The 22,939-nt window shown below is 53.5% G+C and carries 20 protein-coding genes, 1 tRNA gene and 2 riboswitches; of the genes, 17 read left to right on the plus strand and 4 right to left on the minus strand.

The genetic code is table 11. The annotated features are described in order from the left end of the window. Positions 1–25 precede the first annotated feature (25 nt). On the minus strand, positions 26–1,867 hold the full coding sequence (locus tag ACULM0_RS11460; RefSeq protein ID WP_463677667.1) for a polysaccharide biosynthesis protein: 1,842 nt from the start codon (positions 1,865–1,867) through the stop codon (positions 26–28). 201 nt (positions 1,868–2,068) lie between these two features. Between ACULM0_RS11460 and ACULM0_RS11465 the strand changes: the two genes are divergently transcribed. The 3 genes from ACULM0_RS11465 to ACULM0_RS11475 all read left to right on the plus strand — a co-directional run bounded on the left by ACULM0_RS11465 (position 2,069) and on the right by ACULM0_RS11475 (position 7,167). Next, the gene (locus tag ACULM0_RS11465) at positions 2,069–2,551 is read left to right on the plus strand and encodes a flavodoxin family protein (RefSeq protein ID WP_463677668.1); all 483 of its coding nucleotides are present in this window, start codon (positions 2,069–2,071) and stop codon (positions 2,549–2,551) included. 159 nt (positions 2,552–2,710) lie between these two features. Then, positions 2,711–4,093, plus strand: a complete 1,383-nt coding sequence (locus ACULM0_RS11470; protein ID WP_463677669.1) for a GumC family protein — start codon at positions 2,711–2,713, stop codon at positions 4,091–4,093. 243 nt (positions 4,094–4,336) lie between these two features. After that, a riboswitch (cyclic di-GMP riboswitch) is annotated at positions 4,337–4,417 on the plus strand. Positions 4,418–4,484: 67 nt separating this feature from the next. Then, a riboswitch (cyclic di-GMP riboswitch) is annotated at positions 4,485–4,568 on the plus strand. A gap of 100 nt (positions 4,569–4,668) precedes the next feature. Then, a complete protein-coding gene (locus ACULM0_RS11475) occupies positions 4,669–7,167 on the plus strand; it encodes an LPXTG cell wall anchor domain-containing protein (RefSeq protein ID WP_463679884.1) in 2,499 nt (832 codons plus the stop codon). Positions 7,168–7,235: 68 nt separating this feature from the next. On the opposite strand, the gene pcp is transcribed toward ACULM0_RS11475, so the two are convergent. Further along, entirely contained in the window at positions 7,236–7,874 is a 639-nt protein-coding gene (gene pcp, locus ACULM0_RS11480; protein ID WP_463677670.1) for a pyroglutamyl-peptidase I, read from the minus strand. Between the two features lie 13 nt (positions 7,875–7,887). Then, positions 7,888–9,663: a helix-turn-helix domain-containing protein gene (locus tag ACULM0_RS11485; protein ID WP_463677671.1), complete on the minus strand. Its 1,776-nt coding sequence runs from the start codon at positions 9,661–9,663 to the stop codon at positions 7,888–7,890. A 142-nt stretch (positions 9,664–9,805) separates the two neighbouring features. Here ACULM0_RS11485 and ACULM0_RS11490 point away from each other — a divergent pair, with 142 nt between their 5' ends. From ACULM0_RS11490 to ACULM0_RS11530, 9 genes are all read left to right on the plus strand, one after another. Next, positions 9,806–10,990, plus strand: coding sequence for a hypothetical protein (locus ACULM0_RS11490; RefSeq protein ID WP_463677672.1), 1,185 nt, complete (start codon positions 9,806–9,808; stop codon positions 10,988–10,990). A 1-nt stretch (position 10,991) separates the two neighbouring features. Then, positions 10,992–11,408 (plus strand): OsmC family protein, encoded by a 417-nt coding sequence (locus ACULM0_RS11495; RefSeq protein ID WP_463677673.1) that lies wholly within the window; start codon positions 10,992–10,994, stop codon positions 11,406–11,408. A 31-nt stretch (positions 11,409–11,439) separates the two neighbouring features. Next, positions 11,440–12,678, plus strand: a complete 1,239-nt coding sequence (locus ACULM0_RS11500; protein ID WP_463677674.1) for an allantoate amidohydrolase — start codon at positions 11,440–11,442, stop codon at positions 12,676–12,678. Next, positions 12,679–13,848, plus strand: coding sequence for an amidohydrolase (locus ACULM0_RS11505; protein WP_463677675.1), 1,170 nt, complete (start codon positions 12,679–12,681; stop codon positions 13,846–13,848). After that, on the plus strand, positions 13,848–14,996 hold the full coding sequence (locus ACULM0_RS11510; RefSeq protein ID WP_463677676.1) for an amidohydrolase: 1,149 nt from the start codon (positions 13,848–13,850) through the stop codon (positions 14,994–14,996). Before ACULM0_RS11505 ends, ACULM0_RS11510 begins: the two co-directional genes overlap by 1 nt. A 323-nt stretch (positions 14,997–15,319) precedes the next feature. Continuing rightward, a complete protein-coding gene (locus ACULM0_RS11515; protein ID WP_463677677.1) occupies positions 15,320–16,474 on the plus strand; it encodes a hypothetical protein in 1,155 nt (384 codons plus the stop codon). Positions 16,475–16,614: 140 nt separating this feature from the next. Beyond that, complete coding sequence (locus ACULM0_RS11520; protein ID WP_463677678.1) at positions 16,615–16,935, plus strand: PadR family transcriptional regulator; 321 nt, start codon at positions 16,615–16,617, stop codon at positions 16,933–16,935. A gap of 5 nt (positions 16,936–16,940) precedes the next feature. Next, the gene (locus ACULM0_RS11525; protein WP_463677679.1) at positions 16,941–17,570 is read left to right on the plus strand and encodes an ABC transporter ATP-binding protein; all 630 of its coding nucleotides are present in this window, start codon (positions 16,941–16,943) and stop codon (positions 17,568–17,570) included. Then, positions 17,567–18,346, plus strand: a complete 780-nt coding sequence (locus tag ACULM0_RS11530) for an ABC transporter permease (RefSeq protein ID WP_463677680.1) — start codon at positions 17,567–17,569, stop codon at positions 18,344–18,346. The genes ACULM0_RS11525 and ACULM0_RS11530 overlap by 4 nt, the downstream gene beginning before the upstream one ends. A 339-nt stretch (positions 18,347–18,685) precedes the next feature. Here the strand turns inward: ACULM0_RS11530 and ACULM0_RS11535 are convergent, their stop codons facing one another. Beyond that, complete coding sequence (locus ACULM0_RS11535; protein WP_463677681.1) at positions 18,686–20,155, minus strand: DDE-type integrase/transposase/recombinase; 1,470 nt, start codon at positions 20,153–20,155, stop codon at positions 18,686–18,688. Positions 20,156–20,338: 183 nt separating this feature from the next. Between ACULM0_RS11535 and ACULM0_RS11540 the strand changes: the two genes are divergently transcribed. From ACULM0_RS11540 to trhA, 5 genes are all read left to right on the plus strand, one after another. Then, positions 20,339–20,509: a DUF1328 domain-containing protein gene (locus ACULM0_RS11540; protein WP_463677682.1), complete on the plus strand. Its 171-nt coding sequence runs from the start codon at positions 20,339–20,341 to the stop codon at positions 20,507–20,509. Positions 20,510–20,718: 209 nt separating this feature from the next. Then, positions 20,719–21,381 carry a peroxiredoxin gene (locus ACULM0_RS11545; RefSeq protein WP_463677683.1) on the plus strand — a complete coding sequence of 221 codons (663 nt, stop codon included), beginning with the start codon at positions 20,719–20,721 and terminating at the stop codon, positions 21,379–21,381. 164 nt (positions 21,382–21,545) lie between these two features. After that, positions 21,546–21,875, plus strand: coding sequence for an AAA family ATPase (locus ACULM0_RS11550; RefSeq protein WP_463677684.1), 330 nt, complete (start codon positions 21,546–21,548; stop codon positions 21,873–21,875). 183 nt (positions 21,876–22,058) lie between these two features. Then, a tRNA-Val gene (locus tag ACULM0_RS11555) sits at positions 22,059–22,133 on the plus strand. A gap of 76 nt (positions 22,134–22,209) precedes the next feature. Continuing rightward, positions 22,210–22,848 (plus strand): PAQR family membrane homeostasis protein TrhA, encoded by a 639-nt coding sequence (gene trhA / locus ACULM0_RS11560; protein WP_463677685.1) that lies wholly within the window; start codon positions 22,210–22,212, stop codon positions 22,846–22,848. The last annotated feature ends 91 nt before the right edge of the window (positions 22,849–22,939 follow it).

Genomic DNA, 22,939 nt, shown 5'->3' on the forward strand with positions numbered 1-22,939 from the left:
ACATCAACGAGACAAGACACTAGTTCTATTTGTCTTGATGAAAGGTAGGAACCAAGGACTTGATGACACCTTTGATCGCCGCATCGTCCTCATCATCAAAGTGGGCGCGGAAAGTCTCCATGGCCCGGAGCAATTGGGAGAGGTCAATGGGATCGGGTTTCTCGATAAAGATCTTTTCGAATACGGTATTGACCGCATTGTCCTCATTGAGGATGAGTTCCTCGTACATCTTCTCACCGGGCCTGAGGCCGATGGTCTGGATGTCGATGTCCTCGTAGGGTCTGAGACCCGAGAGGCGGATCAGGTTCTTGGCCAGGTCGATGATCTTGACGGGTTCGCCCATATCGAGCACGAAAATTTCGCCGGTGTAGGCGAGAGAGCCCGCCTGGATGACCAGTCGGCTGGCCTCGGGGATGGTCATGAAATACCTTGTGATATCGGGGTGGGTGATGGTGATGGGTCCGCCGTCTTCGATTTGCTTTTTGAAGATCGGGATCACGCTACCGTTGGAGCCCAGGACATTGCCGAAGCGGACGGCCACGAACTTGGTGTGCTGGTCGTCCTTTTCCTTCTGCACGAGCATCTCGCAGATGCGTTTCGAGGCGCCCATGACATTCGTGGGATTGACGGCCTTGTCCGTGGAAATCAGAACGAAACGGTCGGCCTCGTACTTCTTAGCCGCCTCCATGACGTTGTAGGTACCGAAAACATTGTTTTTGATGGCTTCCTTGGGGCTGGTCTCCATGAGGGGCACGTGTTTGTGGGCCGCAGCGTGGAAGATCACCTCAGGGCGCTTTTTTTGAAAGAGCAGGTCGATGGCCCTTTGGTCCCTCACCGAGGTCACGATGGCCTCGAGTTCGAGATCGGGGTACTTTCTCTTGAGTTCTAGCTGCACGGCGTAGAGGTTGTTTTCGTAGATGTCGAGGAGCATGAGTTTTCTCGGGTTAAAGGCAGCCACTTGTCGGGCCAGCTCTGAACCGATGGAGCCACCACCGCCGGTGATGAGCACGGTCCGGTTCTTGATGTAGCTGTCGATGGCATCAGACGCAAGAACGATCTCGTCTCTACCCAGCAGGTCCTCGATCTTGACGTCCCTGATTTTCTGAATGTCCACCTGGCCGTCGATCAACTCGTACATACCGGGTAGGATCTTGAGCTCGACGCCCGTTTCCGTGGCTTCGGATGTCACACGGGCGATTTCTTTACGTGAGGCCGATGGGATGGAAATGATAATCTGATCGATTCCCTCCCGCTTGACGATAGCCGGGATATCCAGGGTATCACCCATGACGGGGACGCCGGCGATCACCTTGCCTCTTTTCATGGGATCGTCATCCACCAAGCCCACCGGGTGCAGGTGGAGTTCCGTGTGACGGTTGAGCTCCTTGACCACCATGGCGCCGGCGTCGCCCGCGCCCACGATGAGGACTTTCTTCCCCTCATTGTGTCGTCCCAGCCGTCGTTGTTTCATCAGACGGAAGAAGCGGTAGGAGAAGCGCAGACCGCCCAGGAAGGCCACGTCAAGAATCAAGGTCATGATGTAGATGCTCCGCGGTAGCTGGTTCTGGGTCAGGACCATGAAGGTGGTGGTGCCCGCCGTGGCAAAGAAACTAGCGGTGACCACCTGGACCATTTCGTCCACACTGGCATAGCGCCAGAGGCTGGAGTACATCTTGAAAAAGTAGAAGATCACCACTTTGATCAGTGTGATGGTGATAAAGATATCTTCGTAGGTATGTAGATACTGCATGGCCTGCCCCGATAGGAGGCTACCTTCAAAGCGCAGGTAGAAGGCCAGTAAGAACGATAGATTGATGAGTAGGATATCCGCCAGGATCAGAGCACCCTGTCTGATGCGTTGCTGCATAAAAATCACCTTAGTCTTCCTCTGTATTTCGCACGTTAACGATTCATTTCTACTATATCGGATTCGCGTGCGTTTGGAAAGGTCGAAGGATGTCGAAAATCCCCGATTTAAGGTAAAAAATGGTTACAAAAATGCTACAATTTTATGAAAATGGGTAGTAATAATCAGATGGATCAAAAATATTTTTGGGAGGGATCTATTGTGGGTGAAAAAGCATGGGTAGTCTACGATTCGTTTTTCGGCAACACCAAGGCAGTGGCGGAAGCCATCGGGGAGGCGCTCAAGGAAAGTCTTGAGGTAGAGGTGATCGACGTGAAAACAGGTCCCGGTCCGGTACCAGAGGCGGTGTCCCTCGTAGTGGTGGGATCGCCCACCAGAGCCTTTAAAGCCACAAAAGCGATTAATGACTGGTTGGGGACTCAATCCCGCGGTAGCCTAAGGGGAAGACGTGTGGCGGCTTTCGACACACGTGCTTCTTTGGAAGAGGTAAACTCGAAGGTGCTGAACGCCTTTGTGTCGGTCTTTGGCTATGCTGCAGAACCGATGCAAAAGAAGCTCTTAAGAAGCGGAGGAAGTGCCGCGGGAGAGGTCGCTGGATTCTTTGTCAAGGACAAGGAAGGGCCCCTCTTTGATGGCGAGATCGAGCGGGCCAAGGCCTGGGCGCGAGCGCTAAAGACGTCTTGACTGAACAAATAATCGTTTTCCGGAATCCCTACTCACGGGATTCCGAATTTTTTGCCCAGAATGCGGAGTTCGACAAAAGTAGAGGTTTTTCGACACGGAATAGTTGATATAATAGTGGCGTTGTCATATTTCATAATTTTTACAAAAGAGGTGTGTTTATTGAATGAGAACCATTTTGATGAAATCAGCTTACGTGAGTTGATCGAAACGTTGCTTCGAGGAAAGATGACGATATTAATCGTCACGCTGGTTTTTGGCGTTCTAGCCTTTGCTGGATCAAAGTTCCTGATGGAACCCACATATGAAGCCACGGCTGTTTTAATGCCGGCGAACACGGCTGATCAGCGAATGGATGCCTCGAACGGTGATGATATGGGTGCCCTGCTGGAGGGAATAAATGCCATGCCCCGTTTCTCGATTGCAACGTATCGTGACCAAATCCTGAGCTATGAGGTGATCAGCCTTGTGATGGAGAGTGCTAAACTGCCGGAGGACATTACATACGAGGGATTCAGACAGAAGATCAATGTGACTTCTGATGAAGACTCCAACATGATTCATATCACCGTCACGGATACAGATCCCGAGTATGCGGCCATGCTGGCGAACACGGTAAAAGAAGAGTACATGCAGTTTATTGACGACTTACAAAAGGGCAGGTTTGAAATTTCTTCTTCTTTTCTTTCTGAGCAGATGATAAGCGAGAAACTGTCACTCGAGGAAAGTCTAAGAGAGCACCGCGAACTGATCGCCACGGGGAAGTCTTCTGACGAGTTACGCTCGGAGATCAGCATTCACCAAGGACTGCTCAATGAGTTTAAGTCAAAGGAAGTGGGACTATACGATCGTTACGAGAACCAAAAGCTCGATAAAGAACTGGCGATCAAGTCACTTCGTGCTGAGCTGAGTACGGTAGATAATCAGCTTGCCGAAACCCAGCAGGTGCTTCAGGTGCAGAAGAGTTTCTATGACGAGCCGGCGCTCAAGGATACTGTGGCCTCTGGTTTTTCAGATGTAACGATGTATAGCGAAGAGATTAATCCCATGCATACAGAGTTGACATCACGTCACACGGATCTGCGAATAGCCGAAGAACGTGTCCAGCAGCAACTGCGGAACCTAGATACGCGATTTGAACAGGAAAACGTCTTGCTCAAAGAATCTATTGCTGAAATGGAAAAGCAGATTGAAGAGCTAAGGCTCGCTCTTTCCGATCGTCAATACGAGGAAAGATTGGTCTCCAACAAGGTGAGCACAGCACAGCGAATCTACGATGCCTTCTTGAACCAACTGGAGAGTACGCGCATCGAGGAGGCATCAAAAGTCACGGGTTCCCAGATGATCGTAATTTCTCATGCTTTCGTGCCCACACGATCCACAGGCCCAAGGGTGTTAATGAATACGGCTATTGGTCTGATACTCGGAATGATGCTCAGTGTCTTCTCTGTCTTCTTCAGAGCGTACTGGCATGCGACTGAGTCAGAAGCTCAAATAAGAGTTGGTCTTCTAATGGAGGAAGTATCGCGGACGGTTGCTAATTAATTGATTTTTCGCGTTTTGGTTTGCTGAGCAATATAGATACAAATTATTCAACGTCAAGGCATTTGGATAATGGTGAATAATCGTTAAGAGAAATAGTCTGAATGATCTTTATTAACTCGAGTGAATTTTTCGAGTTCTGTGATATACAAGGGGGATTAAATTTTTACTTGGCTCTCGAACATTTTGCTTAGCATCTGGCTTCGGTGGTATATATAGGATAGATACTCATCTGAAAATTCCTCTATTTGTGAAAAGCAAACCCGCCGCGAGACGGGGACGCAAAGCCAGATATCTCCCGCATACGGAGAACGATCGACTGCCACGTTTTTTTGTGGCAGTTTTCTTTTGGTTTAATAAGGAAATAGTGGAAACGATAAGAGGATTCGTTGAAGCGCGTCAAGAGCAAACCCACCGTGAGATGGGGACGCAAAGCCAGGAGTCTTTTTCTTTAGAGAAAGATCGTCCGACCGCCGCATTCTTTGTGGCGTTTTTTGGTTTTTGAATGCAAGGGAGGAGTGGGGCCCCTTACAGATAATGGGTGTTGACAATCTGTGTATTGTAGGAAGGTAGGAGTGATGGTAATGAAGAGGAAGGGTAGAAGAATTCTCGCGTTCGGTTTGATCCTGCTCCTTGTTATGGGAACAGGAATCGTCAGTGTGGGTGCGAGCGTTACGCCTACGATGTGGGATGGGAATCAAGATCCTGAATATGAAGGATACCTAGCATTGAAAATCCCAGGTGACGATGAAAAAGGTCCACTTGAAGATGGAGTCTATTATGGTCCATCAGACTTTAGAGTAGAGATTCACCTGAATGAAATGGGGACAAAAGTATCTTTTGAGGCCAATTTTCCAGTCAGCTATGTGTATGTAAAAGGAGGGCCTCTCAAGGGAAATGTTTATGCTTACGATCCTCCAGTTTTGAGTGACACGAACTTACAAACTCCTTCAAGCGATGGAGGTGGTAAGACTACTGACTCGGTTATCGAAATTGATCACCAGATCAGCCATGTGACCTTTTATTACAAAGTGCCTGAAGAGCTAATTCTTAGACCGGTTTGTACAGAGAAGCGTGGTGAGTACCGCTTTAGTGTAGAGAACCCGAATCCGTATGATATGGTCTACACGTATCATGATGGGGAAGTAGAAAAGTCTGGTACAGTAGAAGCAGGGGGATACGATCTGTTCTACACAGGCGACATGGAAGAGACCATCTACTGGATTGAAGAGCTGTTCTCTGCGACAGCAGAATCCGATGGTGCAATATGCAAGTATGAAGTAACCATTGACAAGGAATGGTACGATGCTGAGGGAGAGTCAATGGATGAGCCCAATATCTTTTGGGAGATCAACATTGAGATCCAAGGAACTGAGGAATCGTACAAGTTGGACACAACGAATGACCCGCTGACGATTGAGCCAGAGTTCGACCAAACCGTTGTACTCAGCGAAGGATCTGGTCCCGAGTGGAATGTAACTGGCACTGGTGTATACGCACGTGGAGATCTTTATGATGAGCCCACTGGTAACTATATGGGCGTAGATCTTTACAAGGGTGCGGTTATCGCAGTGAAGAACCAGCAGGTACCACCACCCACCGGTCTCCTGATCATTGACAAAGAAGTCTGGTTTGATAACGGTGGCGAAGAGCTTGAAATGAAAGATGATGACGAAGGCGTCTTTGTCGTCGACATCATGGATGGAGAAATGATCTACGATACTCTGACCTTTACAGGTTGGGAGACGAAGTCCATCGACCTGCCTCTCGGCACATACGAACTGGTCGAACGACCGACCGAAGGGTACCGGCTGATCGATTATTATCCATCAGCTACGGTGGAGCTTACTCCGAATGATGATGATATCAACGCGACGATCCAGAATGAGTGGATCACAGGTTCGTTGACTATCAATAAGATGGTATATGCTGACGATTCTCTGGATGAGGGTAATGAAGTCACCTTCACTTTCAATGTAGAAGGTCCTAAGGGCTTTACCGCAACGCCGACCATCGAGGGTAACGGTAGCATCACATTGTACGGTCTTGAGCCAGGAAGCTACGTGGTGACGGAAGTACCTGTAGCAGATTACTTCTGTGAAGATCCCATACAGCCCGTGCTCATTGAGCAGGGTTATCTGGCACAAGAGCTGACCTTCAGTAACTACTATGAGGAAGAACCACCGGTATACGGTTCCATCACCATCGTAAAAGAAGTATGGGATGGAGAGACTATGATCACAAGTGATACGACACCATTTGAAGTCGTCTTATCCTTTGGAGAAGGAGGAACCTTAAGAGGTGACGTAGTTGCCGGTACACCGCTTGTCTTTGATGAGCTATCGCTCGACTATGCCTATGTTGTTCGAGAGAATGTGCCTTCGGGTTACGATCTGATCGATATCACACCTACAAACGTGATATTGACAGAGAACACCCCTGATATGACCGTGACCATCCGCAACAGTGTGGATGAAGAAGAACCACCAGAAGAGACCTATAGTCTCACGATCCAGAAGCGTGTCGTTAACACTGTAGGCACAGTGATTTCAACGAACGCACGTACCTTCACCGCAGTAGTCACAGGACCTGGCGAATTCAATCAGAACGTGACACTCGTGGGCAATGACACCGAGACCTTAACCGGTCTTGGAGAAGGAACCTACACGGTGACAGAGACAGCACCTACGAATTACGATCTGCTCAGCATCACGCCGAACAGCGTTACGCTCGGCGGAGAGGTTGAATCGGCCACGGTGGTCATCACGAACGAGTATGATCCACCAGATCGAGACGATGATGATGACGACGATGATGGAGACGACAACGGTGGCGGAGGTACGATCTTTATCGACCTGACGGAAGAAGTAGAGGTTGTAGAACCCGTACCACAAGCCCCAGCACTACCAGAGCGTCCGAAAGTGATCAATCCTCCTGAAGAGGAGATCACTCTGGATGAACCGATCCCAGAAGCCCCCGGAACCTTGCCGCAAACAGGCGAGATTCCTCCCACACTCTTCTATTGGTTCGGACTCGTCCTCAGCGGACTCGGCTTCAGCCTGAGAAAGCGGAGATAGAGACACATGAAAAGGAGAGATGATTCCCCCGTCGGGGTCTCATCTCTCCTTTATCCTTTGGAATATTGTCAACAGATTCGACCGCCCGGTTCATTCAAATCATCCCTCCGGTCGGCTGCTAGGATCAGCAGCTCCAGCGCACGCACCGATATCTCAAGGGGTTGAGAAGGGCAGTTGGGATCTTCTTTGGTCTGTTCCGGTAGTAGCGGCACCGTCACCAGACCGCCCCGGACCATCCGCAGGAGGTGATGGAGATGGTGCATCAATCCATAGAACAAATGATTCGATACAAAGGTGCCCGCCGAGTTGGACACACGTGCCGGAATCCCTTCATCCACCAGCGCTCTCATCATTGCTTTAATAGGAAGCGTCGAGAAATAGGCCGCTGGTCCTTGGGGAATCACCGGCTCGTCCACCGGCTGGCTTCCCGCGTTATCTCGAAGGGGTGCATCCTGGACATTGATCGCCACGCGCTCCAGGGTAATCTGTTTACGCCCCACCGATTCGCCCACCGCAATCACCAGCTCCGGTCGGTAGCGCGTGAGCGCAGCATCCATCACCTCGATCGACCGGTCGAAGGTGGTGGGTAGGATCAGACGGTGGATCGTGTGGCCTCCGATAACCTCAGGGAGGTGGTCGACTACCTCTTTGGAGGCGTTGAGCCTATCAGCACCGTAGGGCTCAAAGCCCGTCACCAGAATATGCACGATCGATTCCCCCTTATCGAGACGCCAAGATCGCCTTGATCTCCAGCGCCAGCTGCAGCTTCAGCCGGTCTTCATACCGGTTGAGATCCATCCCCAGCAGCTCCGAGATACGCCGGAGACGATAGGTCAGGGTATTCCCGTGGATGTGCAGCCGGTCCTTAGCCTTGGTCCAGCTGCCGTTCTCCCTCAGGTAGGTGGACAGTGTCTCGAGAAAATCCTCACCCGCCGTCCCCCCGTAGGTGAGCAGAGGACCCAGGATCTTCTCGTAAAAGGCCTCCAGTTCCTTGGGCTCATTGGCCAGCAGGAACTTGCGCACCTCGAAATCCCCGTGGAAAACCACCGGTGCATCGCTCAGGGCAAGGGCCTGTTTGGCATTATCGTAGTGCTGGCGCAAGTGCTTCGTACCTTCAAAGGAGTCGCTCACCCCGATACGCAGATGAAAGCCCTCGAGAATCGAGCTTTTCAAAAGCGTACTATAGAGTGCCTGGACCTCCAACCGTGGTTCGCCCCCCACCTTTTGGAGGATCGACAGGCGACGGTTGCGGGTAGCGAGAAAAGAACCCGGGGCCTCGCTCTTTAACCAAGTTTCTATTTTCTTGTAGAGATCGTTCGTCGCCGACCGGTGTCTGCGTTCCCGCGTCCTTTCGTCCTCCGCCTCTTTCGACGTGCGGAGGGTGACCAGGACCAGTTGGTGGCGGCCTTCCGGTGCAAAGCGGTAACTGCTCATGACCGAGGCATCTCCACGTCCCTCCAGCAGTTGATCGAAAAAGTCGCCGCGGATCGACTGCTCCAAGCCCAGCATTTCGGACTGCTTGAGAAAGAGAAGGGCTAGGACCGACGCACCGCGCTCGGCTGTGATGATCTCCAGCTCGGATAGGGTCTTTTCGCCCATGACCACCAGCCAGCCCATCAGCTCGGCATTGGCCATGATGGGAAAGGGATGATAGGGCGATTGGGTCCGTAGTTTTGCCCGAGAGGGATCGCCCGCCAGTTTAGCCATGAGCCGTGGGAACTCCTCGGTAATCGCCTGCTGAACCTTTCGGTCGGTGATCCCGTGAAAGGGCACCCGACCTAGCCCATCGATGAGAAAGACGGGTCGGCCCAGTAGCGTCATCATCTTTTTCACGATGGCCTCTTCCGAACTGCCCTCTAAAATCATGGTGGTCAGCTCACTATGCAGGTGGGTGGCATAGCGGTAGAGGTTGCGCTGCTGTTCGAGACGCCGGCCGTTCTCGATCTCCCGCTCGTAAACCTGGCCGTTCACGATGGCCGTGGTCGCCTGTTCGGCGATCATCTCGAGGAGGGTCACATCTGCCTCCACCATGGGTCTGTCGCTCTTGAAGCGGTCCACGACCACGACGCCGATGGGGTGACCGTGGCTCATGAGCGGACAGCATATGGCGCTCTTGATCTGATTGGCGATCACCCGGCCGTCGTCGGCCATGGATTTGTTGGGCTCGGCCATGGTCCCCATGGCCCGCTGGACCTCCTCGCTCGTGCGGAAAAAAAGCGCCCGCTTTGCCATGAAGGCCATTCCCGTCATGGATTCCCCCGGTGCCAGCTTTACATCTGCCACACTGTCGCCCATGTTCACATAGGCGCGCATCTGCAGAAGATTTTCCCCGGGGTCGAATAAAAAGAGTGCGCCGGCATCCGCGCCAGGGATCAGCGCGATACTCTCGCGCATGAGCGTCATGAGGATGGTCTCCAGGTCGCGGCTGGAGTTGAGCAGTTGAGAGGTTTCGAGGAGCGACCTGAGCGCCTCGACCTCCCGATTGTCCTTTCGCATGATGGTAGCCTCCTTATCTTTCTTTCATTATAGGGTATCACCACAAAAATATCTAAAACTTTTTGGTGTGATTCACGTCGTTTTCAGAAAATTCTTTTGTTATACTCATCACAAGTATAAAGAAAGGGAGGTATCATCTATTATGAGTTTATTAATGGCATTTTCTATCGTACTGATCGTTCTATCGGCCGGCGACGTCGTCGCAGCCAAGACGAAAGCCTTCGTCCCATCGGTTTTCGTCGCCGCACTCCTCTTCCTCTTTGGTTTCTGGACCTTCTTCCCCGCCGATATCGTGGCGCTCGCAGGTTTCCAGACCCCCATCGTCTACCTGTCCATGTACCTGCTCATCACCCACATGGGGACGCTCCTGACGATCCGTGAACTGGCCGCCCAGTGGCGTACCATCACTGTGGCCGTCGTGGGGATCATCGGGATCACCATGATGACGCTGACCATCGGCCGCTTCCTCTTTGGATGGGAGACCGTGGTCATCGCTACACCTCCGCTCACGGGAGGAATCGTAGCTGCTATCATCATGTCCGAGGCCGCTGCCGAGCTGGGGCTCACCACCTTGTCGGTCTTGGCCATCGTGACCTACGTCATGCAGGGCTTCGTGGGCTACCCGCTCACCGCCATGATGCTCAAAAAAGAAGGCAAGCGACTCCTGTCGGGTTTCCGAGACGGATCCATCGTACACGTGAAGCCCAATGAAGAAGACCAGCTGGTGGAAAAGAAGAAGAAACTCATCCCGCCGCTGCCCAAACAGTACCAGACCACCTACGTGATCCTGGCGAAGCTGGGCCTCACCGCCTGGGCCGCCGTGGCCTCTGCAGGGATCCTGGCGCCGATCGTCGAGATCTCGCCCTTCGTCCTCTGCCTGCTCTTCGGTGTTATCGCCCAGGAAATCGGCTTCGTAGAACAGCGCCCGCTGAACCTTTCCGGCTCTTTCGGCTTCCTGATCACAGGCCTCATGGCCTTCGTCTTCGCCGGCCTAGCGCGCGCTACTCCAGAAATGCTGCTTGAGATCGCAGGTCCGCTTCTCGGCGTGATCTTACTCGGTGTCACGGGCATGGGCATCCTGTCCATGGTCGTGGGCTCAAAACTCGGCTACACCAAGGAAATGTCCTTTGCCGTGGCGCTGACAGCCCTCTACGGCTTCCCACCGAACTACATCCTGACCCAGGAGGCGGCCACAGCCCTCGCCGAGAACGACGACGAGCAGGCCTTCCTGATGGACGAAATGCTACCCAAGATGCTGGTGGGCGGTTTCACCACAGTCACCATCGTCTCGGTCATTATCGCCGGAATCTTCGTAGGGTTCTTATAAGATGGCCCACGAAATTCGCTGTACGTTAGAAGAGGGTTTTCGCGTGCGCGCCACCGATGAGCGGGGAGAGGGGTTCACCATGGACCTCGGCCCCGCGGCCGGTGGCAAACACGAGGGCATGCTACCCATGCCCGTGATGTTGGCCGCCCTGGGCGGTTGCATGGGCGTGGATGTGAAGCTCATCCTCGAAAAAATGCGCGAAGAAGTCGAATCGCTGGAGATCAGTATTCTGGGGGAGCCCGATGACGGCACCCCCAAGATCTACCGTGCCATCACCCTGGACATCCGGGTGAAGGGTCCGACCCTGACCGCGGAAAAGACAGAACGCGCCGTCAACCTAGCGGAAGAAAAATACTGCAATGTCAGTGCTATGCTCAAGCATTTTGCCAAGATCGAACACCGGATCACGCTCCTGTGATCCGCTTTTTTAGGAAGGAGTTGAAGGAGACATGATCACAAGTCGCGACCGCATCAAAGAAGACCTCGAGACGCTGGCCCATTTTAACGCCACACCCGGCGAGGGTCTCACCCGTTTCTCCCTCACACAAGAAGACCGTGAAGCGCGGGATTATCTGATCGGTGAGCTCGAGCGCCTGGACGTCCATGTCTATGAGGATGCCGCCGGTAGCCTCATCGGACGCCGCGAGGGAACGGACCCCAACCTGGCCCCGATTATCATCGGCTCGCACTTTGACTCGGTGAAAAATGGTGGGAACTTCGACGGTCCCGCCGGCGTTGTCATGGGCCTTGAGATTCTCCGGTGCCTCGAGGAAGAGGACATCACCCTCGCCCACCCCGTGGAGATGATCGCCATGATCGAGGAGGAGGGTGGGCGCTTCGGATCCGGCGTGTTCGCCAGCCGGGCCATGGCCTACGGTCTCACCCTCGAAGAACTGACCCACCGGGAGGATGCACACGGGACATCTATGGCCGAGGCCATGAAGACCTTTGGTTTCGATCCGGCTAAGATCGGCGAGGCCAAGCGCGAACCCGGCGATGTGAAGGCTTTCATCGAGCTCCACATCGAACAGGGACCCGTCCTCGAGAAGGAAAACATCGAGGTCGGCCTTGTCACCGACGTGGTGGGGATCGACGAGTGTCGCATCACCCTCACCGGTCGACCGGACCACGCGGGCACCACACCCATGGACCTGCGGGCCGATGCCCTGGTGGCCGCCAGCCGGATTATCGCCCACATGCCGCACCTGGCGGCAGTGGCCGGTGACGGCACCGTGGCCACCGTGGGGACCCTAGAAGTGAAGCCCGGCGCCGCGAATATTGTTCCCGGTCAAGTGACCTTCACCGTGGACATCCGCTCGAGGTCTGCAGAGGCCATTGCCGAAGTGAAGGCAGGACTGCTCGAGGCCATCGAGGAGGCCACCGCCGGGGAGCCTATCACCCACACCATCGACCAGCTGCTCGACGTGGCCCCCGTGGCCATGGACGCCGAGATCATGGGTCTTTTCGAAGAGCAAGTCGGCAGCTTGGGTCTTAGCTCGAAAAAGATGAGCAGTGGGGCCGGGCACGACGCCATGGTCATGGCTGCTGTGGCCCCCACAGGGCTGATCTTTGTACCAAGCAAGGGCGGACGCAGCCACTGTCCCGAGGAATGGACGGACTATGCCGATCTGCAAAAGGGCATTGAACTGATCTACCATACCGTGATCCGTTTAGGAGGAAAGAGCTAAATGACTGTAAAGGAATTGATGACAACCCATAAGGAACACGCCGTCGCCCTGCGTCGGCACTTTCACCAGCATCCGGAGCCCAGTATGCAGGAACACAAAACAGCCGAGCGGATTGAAAAGGAACTGGCCGAGCTCGGGATCCCCACCCAGCGTGTGGCGGGGACCGGTGTCGTCGGCACGATCGAAGGCCCTGTATCCGGCAGAACCATTGCCCTGCGGGCGGATATCGATGCCCTGGAGGTCACGGAACTGGCCGATCACCCTTACAAAAGCCAAAAGGACGGGCTCATGCACGCCTGCGGGCACGACGGACACACCGCCGGTCTGCTCACGGCGGCCAAAATCCTGTCCGAGATGAAAGACGAGATCAAAGGCACGGTCAAGCTCTTCTTCCAGCCCGGTGAAGAAGTGGCCAAGGGGGCCCTCGCCATGATCGAGGAGGGCGTGCTCGAGGGTGTAGATGCCGCCTTCGGCATCCACATCTGGAACGATGCCCCGGTGGGCACCGTGTCCATGGAAGATGGACCGCGCATGGCCTCTGCCGGGATCTTCAAGATCAACATCAAGGGCCGCGGGGGCCATGGTTCCATGCCCCACCAGGGGGTCGACGCCGTGATGGTGGGTGCCGCCGTGGTCAGCGCCCTGCAGTCCGTGGTCTCCAGGGAGGTTAGCCCGCTGGATCCAGCCGTTCTCAGCGTCGGGATCTTCAAAGCCGGTACACGCTTCAATGTGCTGGCCGAGGATGCCTACCTCGAGGGCACGACGCGCTGCTTCAGCATGGAGGTCAACGATGCCTTCCATCCCATGATGGAGCGGATCGTCCGCGATACAGCTGCAAGCTACCGCGCCACCGCAGAGCTGGACTACAAGCAGCTGGTGATTCCGACGATCAACGATCCGGGTCTCGCGGCCATTGGCCGGGGTGCCGTGGAAAAAATTCTGTCGGCAGACGCCTTGACCCATGTACCACAGACCACCGGTGGAGAGGACTTCTCTTTCTTCGGCAAGGACATTCCGTCGGCCTTCGCCTTCGTGGGCGCGCGCAATGAAGGAAAGGGCGAGTACTACCCCCACCACCACGCGAAGTTTGATATCGACGAGCAGTCATTGGAAATTGCCGCCGGTCTCTACGCCCAGATTGCCTTGGATTATCTGGCGGAGGAAAGCTGATGCGAGACAAAGCTGTTGCCATACAAGAGAAAGTGGTGGCCCTGCGCCGCCACTTTCATCGCTTTCCAGAGGCGAGCTGGCAGGAGGAGCAGACGGCCGCCCGTGTGGAGGAAGAACTAAGCGCACTGGGGCTTAGCCCCAGACGCCTCTGCGGTACCGGTGTGGTGGCCGATATCGTAGGAGAGGGTCCTGGTCCCACCGTGGCCCTGCGCGCCGATATGGACGCCCTACAGGTGAATGAGCAGACGGATCTGGCCTTTGCTTCCACCGCTCCCGGCATCATGCACGCCTGTGGTCACGATGGCCACACCGCTATGCTCCTGGGAGCTGCGCAGCTCCTGGTCCAGGAACCCTTCTCCGGTCGGGTGCGCCTGATCTTCCAGCCCGCCGAGGAGATGGTCCAGGGAGCCAAGGCCATGATTGAAGCGGGAGTTCTCGAGGGTGTCGACGCCCTTTTCGGTATCCACCTGTGGAACGATGTGCCCGTGGGGCAGATCAACATCGAACCGGGTCCCCGCATGGCCTCGGGTAATTTCGTGAAGGTCACCTTCACCGGACGCGGTGGCCACGGGTCCATGCCGGACCAAACGGTGGATCCCGTGGTGATGGCCGCGAATTTTCTCTTAGAATCCCAGGCGATTTTGTCCCGAGAGCGCTCGCCGCTCGAACCCGCGACGCTGACCTTTGGCGAGGTCCATGCGGGCACGCGTTTTAATGTGATCCCGGAGGAGGCCACGATGATCGGCACCTACCGCTGCTTCAGCCAGGAGATGGTCGACAAGATCCGTGAGGCTATCGAGCGTTATGCGAGCGGTATCGCCTCGGCTCACCGTGGCTCGGTGCAGTGTGAAATCGAGCGGGTGACCCCACCCTTAGCGAATGATCCTGATTTTGCGAAAGTCGTGAGAGGGGCCGCCGCCTCTGTCGTGGGCGAGACCAACCTGTTTTCTTTTGAGAAGATCATGGGGAGCGAGGACCTGGCCTATTACCTCGAGAAAATCCCGGGCGCCATCGCCTTTGTGGGTGCTGGAAAGGCAGACGGAACGAGTTATCCCCATCATCACCCCCGCTTTGATCTAGAGGAGGAGGCGCTGATCAACGGCACGGCTCTTTATGCATCGGTTGCCCTGGCGTATCTGAACAGATAAAGTGAAAGCGCGCTCCTACTAAGGACCACCCCACGGGGTGGTTTTTCCTTTTAAACCAGGTCTTCGAAGGGGTGAGGGCCGATCTCCACTCTTCCTGTGACCCTGACATGAAGGGCAAGACCTCAGGGGGGCTTTGTCGTTAGATAGCGCGCGGGAGTCTGCCTACTGCAATAGAGGTCTTTTCGATAAGGGATGAAGGAAGGTCTCTCGGTACGGAGATTTAAGACACCCACGAGGAGGCCTCTTTTCATTCGCCCTGTTAACCCGTCCTCCTTTCCTGTATAATGAACGCATAGAAGTCAAGAAAAAGGAGATGACGAACCATGGAGAGAAGGATCCTGGCAAAAAACGCAGAGCTGTATGTGCAGCTGTGCGAAGATCTGAGCTTGATGTACGAGGAAATATTGGATCCTGAGATCCTGAAGGCCCTTTACGATCACCTGGCCGAGCTGATGGATGACCACGAGGTGGTCTTTAAACAGGCGAGGAGCATGGATGGCTACCTCGCGGGCATGGTCTACCTGCTGCTTGAGGAAAACGATCAGTTCAAGAAACAGGGGATCACGAAAACCGAGTTCTATGAGTATTTCGATACCACGACGGCTACGGTCAAACGTTATGCTAAAGAGCACCGGGCCCTCATCCAAGACATCGGCACCTGGCAGCACCCCGAATGGGAGGATCGGATGATCGACTGGACCGCCGAGACCGACATCGGGATGCCGCCTGAGGAAGTCCTCAGGATGCTCGGTCTGGATGATGAGGTAGTGGAAGATCCGCGCGATCATATTTTCAACCTCTTTAACGACCGCGTCCACTCTGAGACGGACTACAGTCGGTTCCTAGAGCTTGTGGATGATTACCTAGAAGAACTGGAGGATCGGATCGATCCCGAGGTGATGCTCGAGGCAGAGACCGATCCGGAGTTCAGTCTCTGGATGGCGCTGGAGGCCAGACCCTACCTGTTGGCCTTGCACGAGCTCTATATGATCCAGGTCTCCGTGGGAGATTTCGACGGAGCCTACGAAACAGGCCTCGAAATGCTTGATCTCATGCCGGGCGATAACCTGGGCGTTCGCTACTCTTTCTACGCCCTGGCCGTGCTCATGAAGGATCAGGATAGCCTGGAGAACCTGGAGGAGGACTACGGAATGGATGCCTCCGCACAGTTCCAGTACAATCGCGTGCTCGGCGCCTTTGCCGCGGGCAAGAAAGCCAAGGCGTCGCGGCTCCTTGAGAAAGCCATCGAGGCAAATCCACACATCCCGGGACAGCTCCTGGGGACCGAGGAAAAACCCGAGACACCCCCGGGGTATTTTCAAGAAGGCAGCATCGAGGAGGCCTACATCTTCTCGAGCATGGTGGGCACCATCTGGGCATCGATCCCAGGGGCCATGGAGTTTCTCCAGCGGGAGATCGCCACGGACAAGAAGAAAGACCAAGGGAACAACATCCTGGCCTTTCCGACGAAAAAGTAAGTCGCATCACCGGCCACTAGGTCGTGATAAGGGGATCTTTCGAGAGAAGGGTCCCTTTTTTTCTTGTGTAGAGCCCTGGGGTGCGGGTATACTATTAATAACGAATTCCGAAAACGAAAACCGAAAAAGGAGATGACAAGATGTCACAGTACATCGAAAGAAGATTGCTCACGGGGTTCGTCGCCCTGCATATCCTGCACCACGCTGAAAAAGAACCGCTCTACGGAGCCTGGATGCTAGAAGAGCTGGAGGAGCACGGTTACGAGATGAGCCCGGGCACCCTCTATCCCATCTTCCACCACCTGGAGAAGGATGGCCTTTTGGTATCGGAAAAGCAGGTGGTCGAAGGGAAGACGAGAAAATACTACCAGATCACCGATAAAGGTCGCCAGGATCTGATCGGTGCGCGCAAGAAATTGACAGAACTCGTGGAAGAAGTGCTCCCGAAGGAAAGAGGGTGAGCGGGATGTTGTTTACCATCGACAAGATGCAGTACAAGGACATCCTGGCCATCGACCACCTGGAGATCGAGGAGAGAAAGATCACGGCTCTTCTCGGAGAATCGGGAGCGGGGAAGACCACGCTGCTCAAGCTGCTCAACAAGATGCTGTCCCCCACGGAAGGCGAGATCCTGTACGAGGGACAAGCATTATCCTCGCGGCCAAGCGTGGACCACCGTAGGGAGGTGGCGCTCATGAGCCAAACGCCCGTGGTGGTGCCGGGGACCCTTCGCGACAATCTGATCATGGGCTTCACCTATCAAGATCGTCCGGTCCCCCCTGACGCGGAGCTCACCGCTATGCTCGAGCGCGTCCACCTGAGTAAAAACCTAACGGACGATGCAACGAAACTGTCCGGCGGTGAGAAACAGCGGCTTGGCCTCGGACGTCTGTTGCTGCTCGATGCACCGGTGTATCTGCTCGATGAACCGTCATCTTCTCTCGATGAGAAGACGGAACGCCTGATTATCGAGGCCATCGTGGACTTCGTGAGGGAGCGCGAGAAGTCTCTGGTGATGGTCACCCACAAGCGGGAGATCGCCACGGATTATGCCGACCGGACCATCGAACTGGCGAGAGGAGGCGACCGTCAATGAAGGGCATCATGGACCTATCGGTCATTCAGGTAGCCCTGGGCTACGTTTTCGTTCTCTTCGTGCTGCTGGTGCTCCATATCCGTGGGATCGACCGCAAGAAGTTGCTTGTTCTGGCCTCTGTGCGCATGACCCTGCAGCTCATGCTGACGGGTTATGTGCTCCTGTGGATCTTCGAGAACCCGCACCCACTCTTTACCGTCGGGGTGATCGCTCTGATGGAGGTCTTTGCGATCTTCACGGTGTACAAGAAGTTCAAGGGACGGCTGTCGACGGCCATGAAACGCGTGGTGGCCATCGGTCTTTCCGCCGGGACCCTGACGACCATGATCTACTTTCTTTTCGTGGTGGTCCGGATCAGCCCCTGGTACGACCCCCAGTACTTCATCCCGCTCGCCGGCATGCTGGTGGGCAACTCCATGACGGGGATTTCCCTTGGTATTGGACGGCTCCTGGACGGGATGCAGGACAACCGCCAGCGGGTGGAGGAGGCCCTGATCTTGGGTGCCACGCCGAAGCGCGCGGCGGCGCCCATCGTCGACGGTGCCTTTGACGCTGCGATCCTGCCGACCATCAATTCCATGCTGGGTATGGGCATCGTCTTCCTGCCGGGGATGATGACCGGTCAGATCTTGTCTGGTACGGTTCCCACCACGGCCATCGCCTACCAGATGGCCATCATGCTGGGGATCTTAGGTGCTGTGTCGGCTTCTGTGCTGGTCATGTTGTACCTCGGTGCGCGTACCTTTTTCAATGCAGAAGACCAGCTGGTCGATTGAGCAAATGAAGGCAGTGATGAAAGAGGAAGCCCTATTTCGGAGGGCTTCCTTTTGTGTGTGGAGGGAGGTCTCTCAAGAGGAGCGGTCTATTTGGAAAATGTTTGGAAGTTGTGGGTTCTGGGCATAAATAGAATGCAAGTCCTTGGGCGGAAGTGGCTAAGTGGAGCGTCTCCCAGCTCTTCGCCCGATTCATCTGGGTAGTGTCTAAAGATCTATGAAAACCATAGGTCGGCTCGAGGCCTCCCGACAGCTATGGGAAAAGGCAACGGACGAGAAATTTGAGCACAAGAAGTAGCGGTAGTGCGCTACCGCTGGTAGTAGCTATCAACTTCGACAGGGTCAAGCTACCCTTTGGAGCTCCAGGATTTTTTCTTGCGAAAGGTGGAGTAATTTCACCCATTTGTTGGGCATGTCTTTCTGCTTTTCAATCTCTGGAATCGGAACGGGCACCTTGTTCCCCAGGCTTCTGTGGGTTCTGAGAAAGTTGAAGTGAACGGCAAACAGGTTCACATGGCTAACGGATCCGTGATAAGCATGGTAGCCATTGGTCAATCGATAAGAAGCCCGAAAGGTTCTGTTCAAACGTTCGATGATTTGCTTGAGCGGTCTGTACTCCGTTGAAATCGGATCATCATTTGTGAGCCCATAGACCGTGACCAGATCGAACACAAACTTATCTTCCGGCGTCCCACCGTTCTTTTCGGGCTCTGCGTAGAAGTATTGAGCCAGCTTGTAGATGGGATTTCCATCGGTGATGAAAGTAGGCTTACCATCATAGGGAGATAGCTTTTCTCTCACGTAGGCAAGTGCCTTCATGGCACAAGTAGACGTTCGTCTTTCTGAGACATAATACGAGAGCAGTATCTTCTTGACGGTGTCGATGAAATAAAAGATGTAGGCATGCTTACCCCTGATCTTGATATAGGTTTCATCGCCTGCATAGGAACCGGACAAGTCATAGTCGTAGGTATCCAAAAAGGGTTTTACGATGTAGCCTGCAGCCTCGCAGTAGTTGAGGACAGTTTGGGCAGAAACCTTGTAACAATGGACCTCGCGCATGATTTGCGAGACTTTCCTAGCAGTAAGGCCATAGTTGATCCGGTAGCTCAAAATGAGTCCAAGGATATAGTGTGGTGCGTGAATGCGCGAGAGATCAACCTTCGGAAGATCAATCGATTCACGTGAGAGTTCCTTAAAGTTGCCGTTGAAAACACGGTGGATATACCGAACCTTGAAAAGCGTGGGATAGCATTCGAAACGATCGCGGTCTGCATCCGACATGGCCGCAAGATTGTTGAGATAAAAAGAGCACTGATCATTTCTGCATTTGTACACATTGAAGTTGTCACGCTCCTTAATTCTATCTAGCGGTTTAGCGCAGTGGGGACATCTTAGGGTGAAAGGCTTTCGATCACGGTCGGTCATGATGTTGAAGTTGTGATGACAGACTTTACATCGGTATTGATTTCCCTTGTTTCCGTTGTTCCGGTAAAGATATTTATGAGGCGCCTTGCAGTACGGGCATTTCACGTGACTCGGGACCTTCGCACCACCTCGACGCTGAACAGGACGGATTTTCTTTCCTGTAGCGAGGAAATAGTCGTTGATCCGCTTGTGGTAGCTCGTGTAATCGATCTTTTCAATAAGCGGAGGTTGATCGATTTGGAACTGCTGGTACCTAAGGCTCAATGGACCTTCAGGTTTAGCATTCTTGTAATTGATCGCAAAGTTGAGAATCATGAGGATCTCAATGACTGAAGACTGCGCACAAAGCATAAAAAGTAGCGTGGTCACCAAATTCGTATTCAAGAGGCCAACTCCTTTCGGGTGCTTGGTAGTCGGATATTAATCACCTACACATTTTGGGGAGTATTGAAACCTAAAATGGGGAGGGAAGCCTCTTGAATTATAGATTGCAGCAATTCCAGTGCTTATGCATTGGTTTATGCAGTATTCGTTTGACACTAAGTTCATCTGAAAGGAGGGTATACTATGTTAAAATGGTCAGCCATTTTTTTCGTCGTAGCACTCATCGCTGCATTTTTTGGGTTCATCGGTATTGCTGGTGCTGCGATTGAGATCGCGAAGTTTCTATTCTATATTTTCATTGTTCTCTTCATCATTACCTTGGTCGCTGGAATTATCGCGGGTCGACGCGTCTAGTCAGGAAGAATCCAAGCACGCGCTAAGGACCAGAGAGAATCAGTTGCTGTTTAATAACGAACACGCCTCTCGCGGGGCGTGTTTTTGATATTCGTTTTCAAGTTGCAAGAATTACAAAATCACACTTGAAAATTCATATCAATTTGCATATAATACAGATTGAGAAAAGCAAACACAACCCTAGTACTTATTCACGGAGGTTTAAAAACATGGAAAAGATCAACAAACTCCCCCTGCTCGGCGACACGTTTCCCAAGATGACGGTCAAGACCACACACGGCGACAAGGTACTTCCCGACGACTACGAGGGCAAGTGGTTCGTCCTCTTCAGTCACCCTGGTGATTTCACACCGGTCTGCACCACGGAATTTGTCGGTTTCTCCAAGAGGGCGGAGGATTTCGCCCAGCTGAACACAGAGCTCCTGGGTCTCTCCGTGGACCAGGTCTTCAGCCACATTAAGTGGGTGGAGTGGATCGGTGAGAATTTCGACACGAAGGTGCCCTTCCCCGTGATCGCCGATGAGCTGGGCCGCGTGTCCACTGAGCTCGGCATGCTGCACGAAGCCAAGGGGACGAACACCGTGCGTGCTGTCTTCATCGTGGATCCCAAAGGTGCCCTTCGCCTGATGATGTACTACCCCCAGGAGATCGGCCGCAGTGTGGACGAGGTGCTCCGCGCCCTCAAGGCCCTGCAGGTGAGCGACAAAAACGGTGTGGCCATGCCGGAGAATTGGCCGAACAACCCCGTCCTTGGCGATAAGGTCATCATCCCGCCTGCAGGTACGGAAGCCCTGGTTGCCGAGCGCAAGAAGCAGGCCGAAGCCGGTGAGATCGAGTACAAAGATTGGTGGTTCTGCTACAAGAGCTTATAGTCAATTGAAGGTTCAAGAAACGGTAGAAACCCATGCTGTGGTGGCATGGGTTTTCTTGTGCTTAAAAGGCACAAATTTTGTAGAGTCGTAATTAGTCTAATCACGACTCTACAAAATTGCTAATCGTCGTATAATGAAGAAAAGGAGAAAGGGGAGGAACCTACATGTTCATCGGTAGAAGAGAAGAGCTATCGTATTTTGAAAAAAGAGACCAAAGCGATCGAGCAGAGTTTTTGATCTTATACGGTCGAAGACGTATCGGGAAAACGGAACTACTGAGAAAATTTTGCGAGGAAAAAGAGCACATTTTTTACTCGGCGATCGAAGCGACCGATCACAATCAGTTAGAATTATTCTCCAAAGCAGTTTTGCAGGGATCTAGCATGGAGAAGTTCGTCAGTACTTTCGACGGATGGGAAGATGCCCTGCTGTTTTTGGCAGATCAATCAATGTCTCAGAGAAAACTTCTGGTGATTAATCGAGTTGTCTCGTGAGTCGCATCGTTTGCGATTGATTACACTGGAGGATATGGAAAAGGAACTCGTCGATAGGAGAGGGTAGAAACGGTTGTTTTACTCCCCTCCTGGTCCCTGTCCCTCCTCATGAAGAAAAATGTTCGTCCCGACATCTTGCCAAGCACGGATTCCTTTGCTATAATCTTAAGTGTTGCAAGACATGCGAGATTAACTCAGTGGTAGAGTGCTTCCTTGACGTGGAAGAAGTCAGGGGTTCAAGTCCCTTATCTCGCACCAGTGAAACGACCCGTTCTCCGAGCCGTGAGAGTGGGTCTTTTTTTCCAGTTGTATAGGAAACGAGGTGGAAGTAGATATGAAGCATTACACCCGCAATGAGGAAATCGCCAATGCCGTCACCCACGGAATCGGCGTACTCTTTTCCGTCGTCACCATGACCCTACTCTTGGTCTTTGCCTATATCGATAAGAACCCCCTGGGTATCGTGGCCTTTGCCATCTACGGTGCCTGTAGTTTTTTACTCTACAGCGCTTCGACCCTCTACCACAGCATCCCGCACCCGAGGGTCAAGCCGATCCTGAGGGTCTTCGATCACTCGGCCATCTACCTGTACATCGCCGGCACCTATACGCCGGTGGCCCTCCTCGCCCTCGAGGGGGCTTGGCGGATGGGGCTCCTCATCGCCGTCTGGGCGATCGCCATCGCGGGAATCGTCTTCAAGATCGTGACTTTCAAGAATTTCGACCGCTTTAAGGTGCTCTCGCTAATCATCTACATTGGGATGGGGTGGCTGGCGGTCATCGTGATCAAACCTATGCTGGCGGTCCTTCCCCTGGGCTTTTTCTTCTGGCTACTCGGCGGTGGACTCTTCTACACGCTGGGGACAATCTTCTACGCAAGCAAGAAAATGCCCTTTCACCACGCTGTGTGGCACCTCTTTGTACTGGCCGGTAGCGTCTGTCAGTTTTTCGCGATCTTTCTTTACCTCAGATAAGTACACCTGGCGATCTTTCCTTTGGTGGGAAGGTCGCTTTTTTCTTGCATAGAGTGGTCCTTCCTTTGGTTCTTGTCCCCTGGTCTGTGCA

The organism is Halotolerantifilum yawarlongkerapense, from assembly GCF_054506745.1.